We start from the raw sequence: 12,956 nt of genomic DNA, 5'->3' as shown, positions 1-12,956 counted from the left end.
CCTTTTAATAACTATTGTTCATCAATTACTGCTACGCCTTTGTATTCCCCACAGGATGGGCAAACTCTGTGTGGTAATTTCATTTCGTGGCAATTTGGACACTCAACATAGTTTGATCTGTTCAAAGTATAAGCTGAGGCTCTTCTTTTATTTTTTCTTGTTTTTGATGTTCTTCTTTTTGGTACTGCCATCTATGACACCTCCTCTTATCAGTTTTAGCAATCTTTAATATTATATAAGCTATCTAGATTATTGTCAAGCTTCTACAAGAGATTTTGTATCTCTAGCTATCATTAATTCTTCGTTTGTAGCTATAACCATTACTTTTACTTTTGAATCATCGGTAGAAACAACATGGCAACCACCACGAACATTGTTCTTTTCTGGGTCAATTTTAATACCAAATTGCTCAAAACCAGCCATGATGTCTTCTCTAATTTTTATTGAGTTTTCACCGATACCGCCTGTAAATACTATAGCATCACATGAACCAATTTCTGCCATATAACCTGCTATATATCTCTTTACTCTGGTTACAAACATATCTAGGGCTGCTTGGGCTCTGTCGTTTCCTTCCTTAGCTGCACTTTCTAGGTCTCTAAAATCGCTAGATACGCCAGATACACCGAACACGCCAGATTTTTTATTAAGAATATTTTCCATTTCCTCTGGAGATAGGTTTTCTTTTCTCATTATATAGGTTACAGCTGAAGGGTCTATATCGCCACTTCTTGTACCCATTACTAGACCTTCAAGTGGAGTAAGTCCCATTGATGTGTCATACGATTTGCCATTCTTAACTGCACAAATAGATGAGCCATTGCCAAGGTGGGCAGATATCATATTTAAATCCTCAACACTCTTGCCAAGAACTTCTGCTGTTTTATTAGTAATAAAGTTGTGGCTTGTACCGTGGAATCCGTATTTTCTAATAGCGTCTTCTTCGTAATATTTATAATCTATACCATATAGGAAAGTTCTTTTTGGCATAGTTTGGTGGAAGGCTGTATCAAATACTGCCACGTTTTTAACATTTGGAAGTAATTTTTCACAAGCTTCTAGACCCATGAGGTTGGCTGGATTGTGAAGTGGAGCAAATTTTTGATATTCTACTATAGCAGCCCTAACTTCTTTATCAATAAGATCTGATTTTGTAATTTTTTCTCCACCATGGACAACCCTGTGACCTACTGCATCTATTTCACTAAGGTCAGCTATAACTCCATGGTCCTTATCAACCAAGGCATCAAAAACGTGAGAAACTGCTTCTGTGTGGTCCTTCATGTTTTCTTCGATTATATATTTATCATCACCTTCTTCTTGGATAAGTTTGGAACCTTCTATTCCAATTCTTTCTACAAGACCCTTTACCATTACTTCTTCATTATCCATATCAAATAATTGATATTTAAGTGATGATGAACCACAGTTAATTACTAATACTTTCATTTTTCCTCCAATTTTATATCTCTTTTTCTATACTCATTATACCTTAATTGGTTTTTTGGCAATATTAATAGACCTTCTTGTAGATGATTTTTATCTTATTTGCTTCATCAAGCTTATAGGCTATAATTGCCTTGGCAGTGACGTTTTTATAAAACGATGTTACGATTAATAAATTTGCCCCCTTAGCTTCCTCAACTAAATTTTCAGCCTTTTCTATCCTCGCCCTGATTTCAGATTTTGGTTTTAGACTTTCTAGTAAATCATCAATATTTAGTTTATCATCCAAGGTTTTTTCTTCTATAATTATATTTAGGAAGGACTCTGCCTCATACATGGCCTGTTTTTTGGCATACATACTTTTTGCCACATCATAATTAGTTTCATTTTCCTTATAGATAAAGCTAATTGTTAAACCACATACCAAAAGAATTAATAAGACATATATACTTATAAATGCTTTTTTCATAGCTTATCCCCCACATAAATTGCAGTTTCAAATTTATAAGTACCTTTTCTGCTTGTAAGCTTAACTTTTATTATCTTACTTGTTGGGTCATAGTTTAAATCTATTAGTCCACATTCGCTGATACGGTTGGGAGCACCAGTTGAACTAACTAGGGCATTAGCCCTATAGATATATAAAAATCCATCACTGGTATAAAAATAATAACTAGATACAGGATTATCATCGCCAATAATATAGCCTGTAAAATTACTATTAAAATGTAGTTTGGCTACTATCTTGTGGCTCATCCTTATTGTTTTGTCTATATAGGCCATGGCAGTGTAGGCTTCTTTATATTCATTTTCGTCTTTATAAGACTTATTTAAAATATTTATATTAAAGGAAAAAAAGTTCGACAATACCAAGACCAAAAAAGAAATGATGGCAAGGCTAATTATAAGCTCAATTAAGCTAAATCCCTTCTTCATTTATCAGCCTCTATCAATTCGAAAAACTTTCCCCCATAGCTTGCCCTTATCTTTTTGTAAGTGGATTTAAGTGAAGGGTATTGGAAGCTTTCTACACTTATTTCTACGTTTTTTCCATTAATTTCTTCAGTATAGGTACCAATAGACTTATCCCTGCTAAGTTCTATTGCTTCTTGTAGGATAAAAGTAGTATCCGCCAAGTCCTTTATTTGATGAGACTGGCTAAGGTTTGTCATAGTCGCCGGACCTAAAAATAAGGCTATCATACTCAAAAGTACGATAGCAAAGATGACTTCTATTAAGCTAAAGGCTGGTCTAGTCTTTTTCACTTAGGTAACCTCCTACTGCTTGAATGGTGAAATGCCACTTGATATTAGGATCTTTTTTTGAAATAAAAACCAGGTTATGGTCTTCTTTGGTTTTCTTAGGATTAACATATCCATTTGGGTAAAACTCTATCTTATTTACATTTAAAGATTCTATATATTTAAGATCCCTATCTTTCTTTTTATTAAAATCAATCTCGTAGCCATCACTTGTAAATCTGATATAGTGAATGTCACCTGTAGAAAGGGCCAGAGCCCTCAAATAAGAATAGTCATCAACAAAAGTCCTAATCTCATTTCTTGCTCCTATCTTATCTACTATAGAAAATTTTAAGATAGAAACTCCAAAGCCTATTGATATTATAGCTATGACGATAATTAATTCTATTAGAGTAAAACCATTTCTTTTCATAAATAATCCCTAAATACTAAAATTAAAAAAAATGCCAAGGAAATAGCTGGGCATAAGGCAATACTACCTTTAAGAGACCTGAGTCTTATTGCCTTTGCTATGGCAAAAGCTGCACCAATCCATGTAGAAAATAGGACTAGGAGGGGAATTTGAGAATTTCCCAAAAAGAAGATCAAGCCCAAGTAAAAAAATAAGTCGCCATCACCCAGGCCTCCTTTGGAAATAACCATAAGTAGCTTAAATCCTATAACAAAAATTAGGCAGGATAAAATGAACTTAAGGTCTATACCATAAACCAAAAACCTATAAATAAATCCCAAGCCTATAAGGACCTTTAAGTCGGTATCATAAATTTCCAAAAATTTATAATCAGTAACAGATATTAAAAGACAAAGCAAAAGGACAGCTGACAAGTAGGTCCCTTCAATAAGCCCGTAGGTTTTGAATGTAAAAACAAAGACAAGGCCCCCTATGATTTCCACAAGGACCTTGTCTATTGAAATAATTTGCCCACAGCACCTGGTTTTGCCTCTTAAAAACAGGAAAGAAAATACAGGTACTAGGTCTCTTTTGAGGATTTTTTTGCCACAATAATCGCAAAAACTTGGTGGGCTTATGATTGATATTCCTTTTTCTCGCCTATAAACCAAGGCTGATATGAACGATCCAAGGCAAGAGCCTAACATAAATATTAAAAAATAAATTAAAATTACTTCTATACTATTCTCCATCTTTTTTTGCTGGCTCTTCACCTTTTTTTGTTTCAACCAAAGTTACGGTTATTTCTTTACCATCATATGCAACTTTATATTCATTTCCTTCAATTTTTAATCCATTTGGAACCACAGGCCATTTATCTAAATAATTTACATAACCTTTTTTATCATCTTTTGTCTTATCATCTGGCCAATTAAAAGGTTCATCCTTATCCAAAATCTTCATCCTAGCAGCTGACTTTAACATCTCCACATTTGCCTTGTGAGCTGTTTCTGCAGCTTGTAATCTCGATTTATTATATTTAGGAATAGCTATAGCTGCCAAAATCCCCAATATGGCTATTACTATTATTAACTCAATTAGGGTAAAGGCCTTCCTTTTCTTTTTCATGTCAACCTCCTCTCAATCCATTTATAGAATCAAACATCGGTATAGATACCGAAAACACAACAAAAGCTACTAATAAACCCATAATTATAATCAAAACAGGTTCGGCTAGTCCTGCAAGCTTTTTTATTTTAAAAATATACTCATTGGCAAAATATTCATTCGCCTTTTTCATACTTTCATCAAGACTGGATGTTTCAGTGCCAATATCTACCATAGAAATTAATAGGGGCGAAAATATTCCTGCATTTTTAAATGCTAGGCTTAGGCTTTCTCCCTTATTTACCCTATTCTTGATGCCTTTAAGAGTTTCCTTGACATAGGTATTTTTGAAAGATTCTGCTAAAATATCAAATGAATTAATCGTATCTATGTCGCCTCTTCTTAAGATATAGTAAATTGATGTAAGCTGGTATTCGACCCTCAACCTGTTTAGGTCTCTTAGGGGCCATAATCTAAAAATGTACCTATCTATCTCAACTCTTTTCTTATAGTCTGTCCTTAGAAATAAATATATTAAGGCTAATAAAAAAATAAAAAGCAAAATCAATATGTAATTTTCTGAAAAAAATGAAGAAACAAATAACAAAATCCTTGTCGGAAGTGGTAGGGTAATCTCTGACTTATCAAAAATTTCTATGAAACTTGGCATGACAAATTTGATAAGAGCAATTATCACGAGGATACTTACAACTAAAACTAAGATTGGATAGGTCATAGCCTGTTTTACTGTTGATTTGTTCTTACTTTCTTCAAATATAAAATCGGATAGGTCTCTTAAAATTTTGCCCAGGTAGCCTGTCTTTGTTCCTGTTTTGATAAATGCTAGGACTAGGGGCGAAAAATACTCGTTTGCCAAACAAAAAGATTCATAAGGATCAAGTCCCTTTTTTAGGCCTGCGATTACTAGGCTTATCGCTTTTATAACTTTCTTATCAGTTCCTTGTTGATTTATTATATTTAAACTATCGTATAAACTTATGCCTGAATTTAAAAGCAAGGATAGTTGCTTTAGAAATAAGGACATAGTCCTAGAATCTATCTTCTTAGGTCCTATGTCCTTTTTCAAAATACTAACTATCCTATTGTAATATTCCCTATTCAATTATACATTCATTAATTCTTTGTTCTTTTTCTCTGTCATTTCTTCTATAGTCTTTATAAACTTATCGGTAACCTTTTGGATTTCATCTTCAAGTTTATACCTATCGTCTTCAGTTATATCTCCAGATTTTTCTGATTTTTTAACCTCATCCATAGAATCACGTCTGACATTTCTTACAACTATCTTAGCATCTTCGGCATAAGTATTTACTTCTTTTGTGTATTCTTTTCTTCTATCTTCTGTAAGAGCAGGAAATGGAAGTCTTATGATTTCACCATCGTTTCCTGGTGTAATACCTATATTTGATTTAAGGATGGCTTTTTCTATAGGTCCAATATTGTTCTTATCCCATGGTTTTATTACAAGGAGTCTGGCTTCAGGAATTGAAACTGTTGCAGCTTGGTTGATTGGTGTTTCTGTACCATAGTATGAGAAGGTAATACCATCAAGTATTGCTTCTGTAGCCCTGCCTGCTTTGATTGTAGCTATTCTTTTTTCAAAAGAATCTACAGTTTTTTGCATCCCAACTTCTGTTTCTTTTTTTATTTGTTCATATAACATATTAAAAACTCTCCTTTACTCTTGTTCCAAGATTTTCATTTTCAAATACTCTGACCATATTTGCCGGATCGTCTATTCCAAAAACAATCAATGGCATATCGTTGTCCATACAAAGGGATGTGGCTGTTGTATCCATTATCTTTAATTCCTTTTGAAGGATTTCTTTGTAGGTTAGTTTGTCAAATTTTTTGGCATCGTCAAATAAATTTGGGTCCTTATCGTAAATCCCGTCTGTGCCAGTTTTGCCAAGTAAGATTACGTCAGCACCTATTTCTAGTGCCCTAAGACTTGCTGTTGTATCAGTTGAGAAATATGGAAGGCCAGTTCCTGCTGAAAAGATAACAACCCTTCCCTTTTCAAGATGCCTTATAGCCCTTCTTCTGATATATGGCTCAGCAACTTCCTTCATAGAAATTGCAGTCATAAGCCTTGTGTCAAGTCCAATTTCTTCAAGAGTTCCTTGGACCCTAAGACCATTCATGACAGTGCCAAGCATGCCAATATTATCTGAACTTGCCCTATCTATATTTGTGCCTGACCTTCCTCTCCAGAAATTGCCCCCACCAACTACTATGGCGACTTCAATGCCTTTTTCTGTAAGAATTTTGATATTCTGACAAATTTTATCTATCATTTCATCATCAAATCCAAATCCTGTCTTGCCAGAAAGGGCTTCACCACTAAGTTTTAATATAATTCTTTTAATATCCTGCAAAACATTCCTCCTATTAATACTAATTATAACCTAAAAATGATAACATTTGCAAGTCTTTATCTTTTTATATATTTTTATAAATAAATTTAAAATGATCCACGTATCCAATTTCCTCTTAGGTAAATAATGTGGGCTATTATGCTTATCATTACATTGGAAACTGCCATAGCAATCCAAATACCAGTTGCCCCTAGGTTGGTGAAATACTTAAAGAAGAATAATAAAGGAATCCTTATTACCCAAAGCCTTAAGACATCTATAAACATCGAATATTTTGAATTGCCAGAGCCTTGAAATAATCCCTGGTAAATAAAGAACATATCTAACATTAGTAGAGTGATTAAGGTGTAGTACATATAAGAATTAGCTTCTACCATAAGCTTTGAATCTAGGGGTGCATCTATGAAAAATTGAAGAATCTCGTACCTATAGATAAAGCTTACTATGGCAATTAAAATTGACATTACTATTACTACAAAAGAGGCTTTTTTGAAAGTCTCCTTGGCTCTTTCCACATTTCCACTCCCAATGTTTTGACCGATGATGCTGGTTATAGCAGAGCCTACTCCAGCTGGTGGGATATTTAACAGACCTGTAATCCTATTGACCATACCATAAGCGGCAACTGTATCTGTGCCGTAGGACTGGATGAAAGAATTTAAGATTATAAAACCTGTTGCTGTTCCCATTTGTCCAATTACTGCTGGTGTTGCTATGGTATATATTTTCTTTACTATGTGCTTATCCCATCTTATGTAAAAAAGTGATTCATAATTTAATTTTATTAGATCCTTGTTAACCCTTAGGTGGGTAAAGCCTAAGAAGCACATCAAAGCCTGGGTCAAAACCGTTGCAATAGCAGCTCCCTTGACCCCAAGTCCTAGGCCAGTAAAGCCAAAAATCGGCACTGTGTCAAAAATAAAAAATGGATTTAAAACCATGTTTAAGATTACACAAGTAGTGCTTATTATGGTTGGGATTGTGTTTTTGCCCTGGGCTTGAAAAACTGCAGCATAGATAAAATACAAAAATATAAAAGGGATTCCAAAGTAGGAATATTTTAAGTAGTCAACAGAATATATGTACAAGTCGCCACTTGCTCCCATCATGCCTACAATAAACTCAGCTGTGAAATATCCCACAACCATAAAAACTAGTGAAAATAAGAGCGATATGTTTATGATCGTGTCATTGTATTTTTGTGCAAGGTCAATATTATCCATACCAATCAGCTGTGAAATCAAAGAAATTCCTGCGATTGATAGGCCTATACCTATAGAATTAAACAAAAAAATAACTGGCCAAGTAAAGGAAGTTGCCGCAAATTCTGCAGTACCTAACTTACCTAACCAAAAAGCGTCGGCTAAGGAATATAGTTGTTGGATAAAGGTATTTAATATTATAGGAATGGAAATTATTGCTATTGCCATATAGATATTTCCATTTAAAATCAATTCTCTTCGGTCGGTTTTCATAATAGCTCCTTCGCTAAATCCTATAGATATTCTACCATAATTGCAAAAAAAATAATAGTTAGGACTAACTTATTAAAGAGTGAATATAAATATTTTTAGCGATAGAAAAAGCCGGAAAATCCCCTTAATCGAGGATACTTTTCCGACTTAAGTAAATTATTTAAGAATTTTATAATTGTGCATGAGTGGACCAGAGCCCTTTCCCAAGTCTAGACCCGCCCTTAAAGCTCCTGTGAGGTAGTCTTTGGCATTTGCTATTGCCTCATCAAGGTCATTTCCCTTAGCAAGATTTGCTGCAATGGCACTTGAAAGAGTGCAACCTGTACCATGGGTATTAGGATTGTTTATTCTTTCAGTCCTATACCACTTAAATTTCCCATCCTTATATAAAAGGTCGTTGGCATCGTTAATTGAATGGCCACCCTTAAGAAGGACTGCACATGCATATTTTTCACCAATCACCTCTGCTGCCTTAAGCATTTCATCTTCATTTTTAATTTCCATCCCCGAAAGAATTTCACCTTCTGGGATATTTGGTGTAATCACATCTGCAAGAGGAATTAGCCTGTTAATTAAGCTATCCATAGCTTCTTCTTTTAAAAGCTTGGCACCAGATGTTGCAACCATTACTGGATCGAGAACAATATTTTTTGCATCATATTTTTCTAATGAACGTGCAATAGCTTCAACAATTTCTGGTGAAGAAACCATGCCTATTTTTATGGCGTCTGGGTAAATATCTGTAAAAACGGCATCCATTTGATCTCTTATAAATTCTGGAGTCACATCGACAATACCAGTCACCCCTTGAGTATTTTGTGCAGTTAGGGCAGTAATAACACTCATAGCATAAACCCCATTTACTGTCATAGTCTTAAGGTCAGCCTGGATTCCTGCTCCACCAGATGAATCTGATCCTGCGATTGTTAAACAAGTTTTCATATCATTCATAATTCTCCTCCGTAATAAATTATCCAGAAAAGCAAATAAAAAATGCTAACCCAAGGTTAGCAAAAATAAAAAGACTCCTTACGCCGGCATTATCCGTATCAAGTAAAGGGTCGAAGTCAAACTTCCTCTCAGCCTATTAGCTCCCCTGTTATTTCTATTCTATGGTAAATAGAAGATAGTGTCAACTCTTAATAAATCTTATTGGTAAACTAGGTCTTATTCCTAACATAAAATAGGTTTTCTATTAGATTTATATATAAAAATAGTTGTCGATAAGGCACTTACAAAAGTATTAATAAACAATCAACTTATATTTACCTTATCATAAGATTCATTTCTCTTCTAACTAGCATATATAAAAAAAACAAAACCTAAAAACCCAGCCTTAAAAATAAAAAAATAAAGAATAAATGTTTCCCAAGTAAAGATGCAAGTATAATACAATTGATAATAAATATCAATTACCAAGCCGCAATGCTTAGTATAAAATTTATAGGAGGATACAATGAAAAAAGTACTAATAGTACTCTTGACTGCAGGAATTTTAACTGCGTGTGGTGGAAAGTCAACAACAACAGATAATAAAGTAAAAACTCCTGCTATCGAAGAAAAGGCAGAAAAAACAGAAGAAAAAGCTGTTAAACCTGAAAAAAAAGATAAAGATAAGCTAAAGGAAGAAGCTAAATCTAAGATTGAATTAACAGACCTAGTCGTAAATGATTCTGACATCACACCATATATAACAGGTCTTATAAAAAACAAGACTGATAAAGAAATTGAATTTGTAGAATTAGAATTTGCAGTAAAAGATAAGGCTGGCAACAAAATTGACTCAGCTATAAACACAACCGCCTACCTAAAACCAGGCGAAACAAGAGAATTTGAAGCAATAAGCCTCAGCTTTGAGAAAGAGCAATTCATTGATCTAGAAGATTATGAAGTAGATATTAAATAATTTTTTTCACACTAGGCTTATACCTAGGGTGAAAAATTAGCACAAAAAAGAGCGTTGGTTTCCAACACTCTTTTTTACTTATTGGTGCGGGATAAAGGAGTCGAACCTTCACGAGAAATTCCCACTAGATCCTAAGTCTAGCGCGTCTGCCAATTCCGCCAATCCCGCATGGGGTGAGTAGTGAGATTCGAACTCACGCTCTCCTGGGCCACAACCAGGTGTCGTAACCAACTGGACTATACCCACCACGTGTTGTATCTTCACTATTCATACTGACTATAATAGTATACAACCTATATTTATTTTTGTCAAATCATTTAATGTATAAACCAAGAATTTCTTAAAGAATTCATCTTTAATCTTTCTACTGACAAATAATATAATACCATGATTTTAAAATTAATGCAAATATTCATAGAATTTTCTTTTTTCTCCTTTTATAGTAAAATAAGAAAAGAGGTGAATTATGAAAACAACAAGAAAATTAATATTAAAAATATTTGCTATAGTTATTTCAATAGCTATGGTCGCTCCACTTATATATAATGCAATCTTGTCCATGAAATGATAATCGAAAATATAGAATACTCTGACAAGTACAATTTGATTAGGCTAACCATATCCAAGGAAAGATTTTATGTAGACTATGATCTTTATTACGAAAATGGTTTTGAGCTTGAAAAAGAGATAGATTTTCCGATCTATAAGAAAATCCTTGCCAATGATGAGTTTAATAGGGCTAAAAATTTCGCCCTCAATAAAATTTCTTTTTCACAAAAATCAACCTATGAAATTAGGCAAAAACTTAAGGACCAAAAATTTTCTGCAGATGTTATTGAAAAGATTATTTCCTACCTTGATTCCTATGGATTTTTAGATGATGAAGCCTATGTCAAAGCCTACATAAGGGATAAGGATGAGATTTCTTCTTGGTCTAGGGGTAAGATTAAGTATATGCTTAGACAAAAACATATCGATGAGAACCTCATAGAGGACAACCTCTGCCTTATAAGTGACGAGAGGGAGGCTGAAAAGGCCGGATTTTTTGCAGATAAGAAAGTTAAAAATGACTATTCTTACGAAAATAGGGCCAAGGTCTTTAGACATCTTGCTGGCAAGGGTTTTGATATAGATATCATAAACCAAGTCCTAAACGAAAGATTTTCCTGATGCACTTTGTTTATATTGTAAGGTGTGAAGACGGCAGTCTTTATACTGGCTATACAACCGATGTGAAAGAAAGACTTATAACCCATAATTCAGGTAAGGGTGCTAAATACACAAGGTCAAGGCTACCTGTAAGTCTTGTTTATTATAAAAGAGTTGACAGCAAGTCTATGGGCCTTAGGCTTGAAGCAAGGATAAAAAAACTAACAAAAAAAGAAAAAGAGGCTTTAGTAAAAGCATTTAACTTAGAAAAGTAAATTTCTTTTCTCAAGTTTTGCTTTTAAACTATCGCCTCTTCTTTTTATAGAAATTTCAAAAAGACCCATCTGACTAAAGCCAAAGACCTCAGCTTCTAACTTATACTTCCTCGCCGCATCTTCAAAGGCTTCCCTTAGCTCTTCCTTTCCATCTGTTCTTAGAAAATCTATGACGACCATGCCGCCGATATTTCTTAATTTCAAATTATAAACAATAAAATCAATTAGCTCTAAATTTACATTTAGGAGAAAATCTTTTTTATTTAATTTTGACTTCCTCTTGGCTGTATTGACATCAATCACAGTTAGAGTTTTTAGTTCATCAATAATAATGGAAAGATCCTTATAGCCTAGCTCCGATTTTTTTAATTCTTCCTTAAGATTTGAAAACTCTCTAGAATTTCTAACATCAAAATCCCTTATTTTATAATCCCTATAGGAAGCTAGATAAAAATCTCTGCTTGAATTTTCCACTAGGAGTTTTGGGCTTGGAAAAAATTTCTCTTCATTAATGAGTCTTTCTTTTTCTGCTAAGATTTCCTTATACAAAGTCTCATCTTTATCCTTGCCTTTTTTAAGTCTAGGTCTTTTTTTAAGCGGATACCTTGTTAGGGTGTAAGCTTCGTTTTCTAGGCTAAAATTCTCACTAGCAAGCCCCAGTTTGCCATTAGCAGGCTCTCTCACATATTGAATAATGACGTTATCGCCAATATTATAAGCTAGAGTTGATTTTAAGAACAATGATTCATTTTCAGAAATTTTAACAAAATAAGCCTTAAGACTATCAATCTTATTTTCAATCTTGCCCCTATAGATATTATGAAGAAGAGAGTCATAGAAAATAACTTCCATGACTCTCTCGTTTTCTACTCTCATAAGGATTTTTTCTTTTTTATCATCAAAAATTATTTTCACTTTTTGAAAACCCTCATTATTTTTTCAACAAGACCTAAATCCCCTATCGGCTCAGCTTGACCTTTTAATAGGTTATCTATGACTTTTTTAAAATATTCATTCTCCTTTACAAATCCAAGATAAGTTGCTCCCTTGCCAAGAAGTTTTTCTTTGAAAAATCTTGGATCAAAGTCAGCATCGCATCGATTTATAAAATAATAATCTGCATGAATATCCTTGTCTATATCAGCCTTATCAATTATCTCAATTTTTATAGCATCCTTAATAGTCAAATCAAGGTTGTCTATGATTAAAACATCTGCATCTGCTTCATCAATTAGACTATAAACGTCATCAATCATGAAATCATACTTGCCTTCAAGGAGAGGCGCTATGATAAAGCCAAGGTTAGCATTCTCATTAACAACAACCCTCTCCAGGTCACAAAGACCTAGGAAGTGATCAGATATATCATAGCTAACCATACCATCTTTTTTGTAATAATCTTCTATATTTAATTTTTCGCTTCTGAAAAACGATGTAAGCAAAACTTTCTTATCTTCAGAAAGTCTTTCTGCTAAATTTACAGCAAAATCAGTTTTGCCTATATTGTTTTTCCCATTTATTAGATATATTTGCATAATTTCCTCTT

The 12,956-nt window shown here is 33.7% G+C and carries 18 protein-coding genes, 2 tRNA genes and 1 riboswitch; of the genes, 3 read left to right on the top strand and 17 right to left on the bottom strand.

Features of this window, described 5'->3' with window-relative positions; genetic code table 11:
• Positions 1–11: 11 nt before the first annotated feature.
• The 13 genes from rpmF to thiD form a co-directional block, all read right to left on the bottom strand.
• A complete protein-coding gene (gene rpmF / locus HMPREF0072_RS09715) occupies positions 12–191 on the bottom strand; it encodes a 50S ribosomal protein L32 (RefSeq protein ID WP_004830014.1) in 180 nt (59 codons plus the stop codon).
• Positions 192–255: 64 nt separating this feature from the next.
• A complete protein-coding gene (locus HMPREF0072_RS09710; RefSeq protein WP_004830013.1) occupies positions 256–1,449 on the bottom strand; it encodes an acetate/propionate family kinase in 1,194 nt (397 codons plus the stop codon).
• A gap of 64 nt (positions 1,450–1,513) precedes the next feature.
• Positions 1,514–1,915, bottom strand: a complete 402-nt coding sequence (locus HMPREF0072_RS09705) for a hypothetical protein (RefSeq protein WP_004830011.1) — start codon at positions 1,913–1,915, stop codon at positions 1,514–1,516.
• A complete protein-coding gene (locus HMPREF0072_RS09700) occupies positions 1,912–2,382 on the bottom strand; it encodes a PilW family protein (protein ID WP_004830010.1) in 471 nt (156 codons plus the stop codon). Before HMPREF0072_RS09700 ends, HMPREF0072_RS09705 begins: the two co-directional genes overlap by 4 nt.
• On the bottom strand, positions 2,379–2,711 hold the full coding sequence (locus HMPREF0072_RS09695) for a type II secretion system protein (protein WP_004830007.1): 333 nt from the start codon (positions 2,709–2,711) through the stop codon (positions 2,379–2,381). The genes HMPREF0072_RS09700 and HMPREF0072_RS09695 overlap by 4 nt, the downstream gene beginning before the upstream one ends.
• A complete protein-coding gene (locus HMPREF0072_RS09690) occupies positions 2,698–3,120 on the bottom strand; it encodes a prepilin-type N-terminal cleavage/methylation domain-containing protein (protein ID WP_004830006.1) in 423 nt (140 codons plus the stop codon). The genes HMPREF0072_RS09695 and HMPREF0072_RS09690 overlap by 14 nt, the downstream gene beginning before the upstream one ends.
• On the bottom strand, positions 3,117–3,851 hold the full coding sequence (locus HMPREF0072_RS09685; protein WP_004830004.1) for a prepilin peptidase: 735 nt from the start codon (positions 3,849–3,851) through the stop codon (positions 3,117–3,119). The genes HMPREF0072_RS09690 and HMPREF0072_RS09685 overlap by 4 nt, the downstream gene beginning before the upstream one ends.
• Positions 3,841–4,227 (bottom strand): type II secretion system protein, encoded by a 387-nt coding sequence (locus tag HMPREF0072_RS09680; protein ID WP_004830002.1) that lies wholly within the window; start codon positions 4,225–4,227, stop codon positions 3,841–3,843. The genes HMPREF0072_RS09685 and HMPREF0072_RS09680 overlap by 11 nt, the downstream gene beginning before the upstream one ends.
• A 1-nt stretch (position 4,228) precedes the next feature.
• Positions 4,229–5,293, bottom strand: a complete 1,065-nt coding sequence (locus HMPREF0072_RS09675) for a type II secretion system F family protein (RefSeq protein ID WP_155811908.1) — start codon at positions 5,291–5,293, stop codon at positions 4,229–4,231.
• A 36-nt stretch (positions 5,294–5,329) separates the two neighbouring features.
• Positions 5,330–5,890, bottom strand: a complete 561-nt coding sequence (gene frr / locus HMPREF0072_RS09670) for a ribosome recycling factor (RefSeq protein WP_004829999.1) — start codon at positions 5,888–5,890, stop codon at positions 5,330–5,332.
• Between the two features lies 1 nt (position 5,891).
• A complete protein-coding gene (pyrH, locus tag HMPREF0072_RS09665) occupies positions 5,892–6,605 on the bottom strand; it encodes a UMP kinase (RefSeq protein ID WP_004829997.1) in 714 nt (237 codons plus the stop codon).
• Positions 6,606–6,691: 86 nt separating this feature from the next.
• On the bottom strand, positions 6,692–8,080 hold the full coding sequence (locus tag HMPREF0072_RS09660; protein ID WP_004829995.1) for an MATE family efflux transporter: 1,389 nt from the start codon (positions 8,078–8,080) through the stop codon (positions 6,692–6,694).
• 156 nt (positions 8,081–8,236) lie between these two features.
• Positions 8,237–9,022, bottom strand: a complete 786-nt coding sequence (thiD, locus tag HMPREF0072_RS09655; RefSeq protein WP_039931446.1) for a bifunctional hydroxymethylpyrimidine kinase/phosphomethylpyrimidine kinase — start codon at positions 9,020–9,022, stop codon at positions 8,237–8,239.
• A 67-nt stretch (positions 9,023–9,089) separates the two neighbouring features.
• A riboswitch (TPP riboswitch) is annotated at positions 9,090–9,188 on the bottom strand.
• 348 nt (positions 9,189–9,536) lie between these two features.
• On the opposite strand from thiD, the gene HMPREF0072_RS09650 reads away from it, so the two are divergent.
• Complete coding sequence (locus tag HMPREF0072_RS09650) at positions 9,537–9,986, top strand: FxLYD domain-containing protein (RefSeq protein WP_004829991.1); 450 nt, start codon at positions 9,537–9,539, stop codon at positions 9,984–9,986.
• A gap of 82 nt (positions 9,987–10,068) precedes the next feature.
• Here the strand turns inward: HMPREF0072_RS09650 and HMPREF0072_RS09645 are convergent.
• Positions 10,069–10,154: transfer RNA gene (locus HMPREF0072_RS09645), tRNA-Leu, on the bottom strand.
• Between the two features lies 1 nt (position 10,155).
• A tRNA-His gene (locus HMPREF0072_RS09640) sits at positions 10,156–10,232 on the bottom strand.
• Positions 10,233–10,550: 318 nt separating this feature from the next.
• Between HMPREF0072_RS09640 and HMPREF0072_RS09635 the strand changes: the two genes are divergently transcribed.
• Together HMPREF0072_RS09635 and HMPREF0072_RS09630 are read left to right on the top strand one after the other, a co-directional pair.
• A complete protein-coding gene (locus HMPREF0072_RS09635) occupies positions 10,551–11,156 on the top strand; it encodes a regulatory protein RecX (RefSeq protein ID WP_004829987.1) in 606 nt (201 codons plus the stop codon).
• Positions 11,156–11,410, top strand: coding sequence for a GIY-YIG nuclease family protein (locus tag HMPREF0072_RS09630; RefSeq protein ID WP_004829979.1), 255 nt, complete (start codon positions 11,156–11,158; stop codon positions 11,408–11,410). The genes HMPREF0072_RS09635 and HMPREF0072_RS09630 overlap by 1 nt, the downstream gene beginning before the upstream one ends.
• Here the strand turns inward: HMPREF0072_RS09630 and HMPREF0072_RS09625 are convergent.
• A complete protein-coding gene (locus HMPREF0072_RS09625) occupies positions 11,399–12,325 on the bottom strand; it encodes a ribonuclease E/G (RefSeq protein WP_004829977.1) in 927 nt (308 codons plus the stop codon). The two genes, HMPREF0072_RS09630 and HMPREF0072_RS09625, sit on opposite strands and share 12 nt — an antisense overlap.
• Entirely contained in the window at positions 12,322–12,945 is a 624-nt protein-coding gene (locus HMPREF0072_RS09620; RefSeq protein WP_004829975.1) for a P-loop NTPase family protein, read from the bottom strand. Before HMPREF0072_RS09620 ends, HMPREF0072_RS09625 begins: the two co-directional genes overlap by 4 nt.
• Between the last annotated feature and the right edge of the window lie 11 nt (positions 12,946–12,956).

It is taken from the genome of Anaerococcus lactolyticus ATCC 51172, from assembly GCF_000156575.1.
Classification (GTDB): Bacteria; Bacillota; Clostridia; order Tissierellales; family Peptoniphilaceae; genus Anaerococcus; species Anaerococcus lactolyticus.
The sequence above is the reverse complement of the archived record's forward strand: the minus strand, read 5'-3'. Positions and strand labels throughout refer to the sequence as shown.

Excerpts from the sequence above, each read along its gene's own strand:
- thiD (WP_039931446.1), bottom strand. The coding sequence starts at position 9,022 with ATGAAAACTTGTTTAACAATCGCAGGATCAGATTCATCTGGTGGAGCA.
- frr (WP_004829999.1), bottom strand. The coding sequence starts at position 5,890 with ATGTTATATGAACAAATAAAAAAAGAAACAGAAGTTGGGATGCAAAAA.
- HMPREF0072_RS09705 (WP_004830011.1), bottom strand. The coding sequence starts at position 1,915 with ATGAAAAAAGCATTTATAAGTATATATGTCTTATTAATTCTTTTGGTA.
- HMPREF0072_RS09635 (WP_004829987.1), top strand. The coding sequence starts at position 10,551 with ATGATAATCGAAAATATAGAATACTCTGACAAGTACAATTTGATTAGG.
- HMPREF0072_RS09680 (WP_004830002.1), bottom strand. The coding sequence starts at position 4,227 with ATGAAAAAGAAAAGGAAGGCCTTTACCCTAATTGAGTTAATAATAGTA.
- HMPREF0072_RS09630 (WP_004829979.1), top strand. The coding sequence starts at position 11,156 with ATGCACTTTGTTTATATTGTAAGGTGTGAAGACGGCAGTCTTTATACT.
- HMPREF0072_RS09620 (WP_004829975.1), bottom strand. The coding sequence starts at position 12,945 with ATGCAAATATATCTAATAAATGGGAAAAACAATATAGGCAAAACTGAT.
- HMPREF0072_RS09660 (WP_004829995.1), bottom strand. The coding sequence starts at position 8,080 with ATGAAAACCGACCGAAGAGAATTGATTTTAAATGGAAATATCTATATG.
- HMPREF0072_RS09700 (WP_004830010.1), bottom strand. The coding sequence starts at position 2,382 with ATGAAGAAGGGATTTAGCTTAATTGAGCTTATAATTAGCCTTGCCATC.
- HMPREF0072_RS09690 (WP_004830006.1), bottom strand. The coding sequence starts at position 3,120 with ATGAAAAGAAATGGTTTTACTCTAATAGAATTAATTATCGTCATAGCT.
- HMPREF0072_RS09685 (WP_004830004.1), bottom strand. The coding sequence starts at position 3,851 with ATGGAGAATAGTATAGAAGTAATTTTAATTTATTTTTTAATATTTATG.
- HMPREF0072_RS09710 (WP_004830013.1), bottom strand. The coding sequence starts at position 1,449 with ATGAAAGTATTAGTAATTAACTGTGGTTCATCATCACTTAAATATCAA.
- HMPREF0072_RS09650 (WP_004829991.1), top strand. The coding sequence starts at position 9,537 with ATGAAAAAAGTACTAATAGTACTCTTGACTGCAGGAATTTTAACTGCG.
- rpmF (WP_004830014.1), bottom strand. The coding sequence starts at position 191 with ATGGCAGTACCAAAAAGAAGAACATCAAAAACAAGAAAAAATAAAAGA.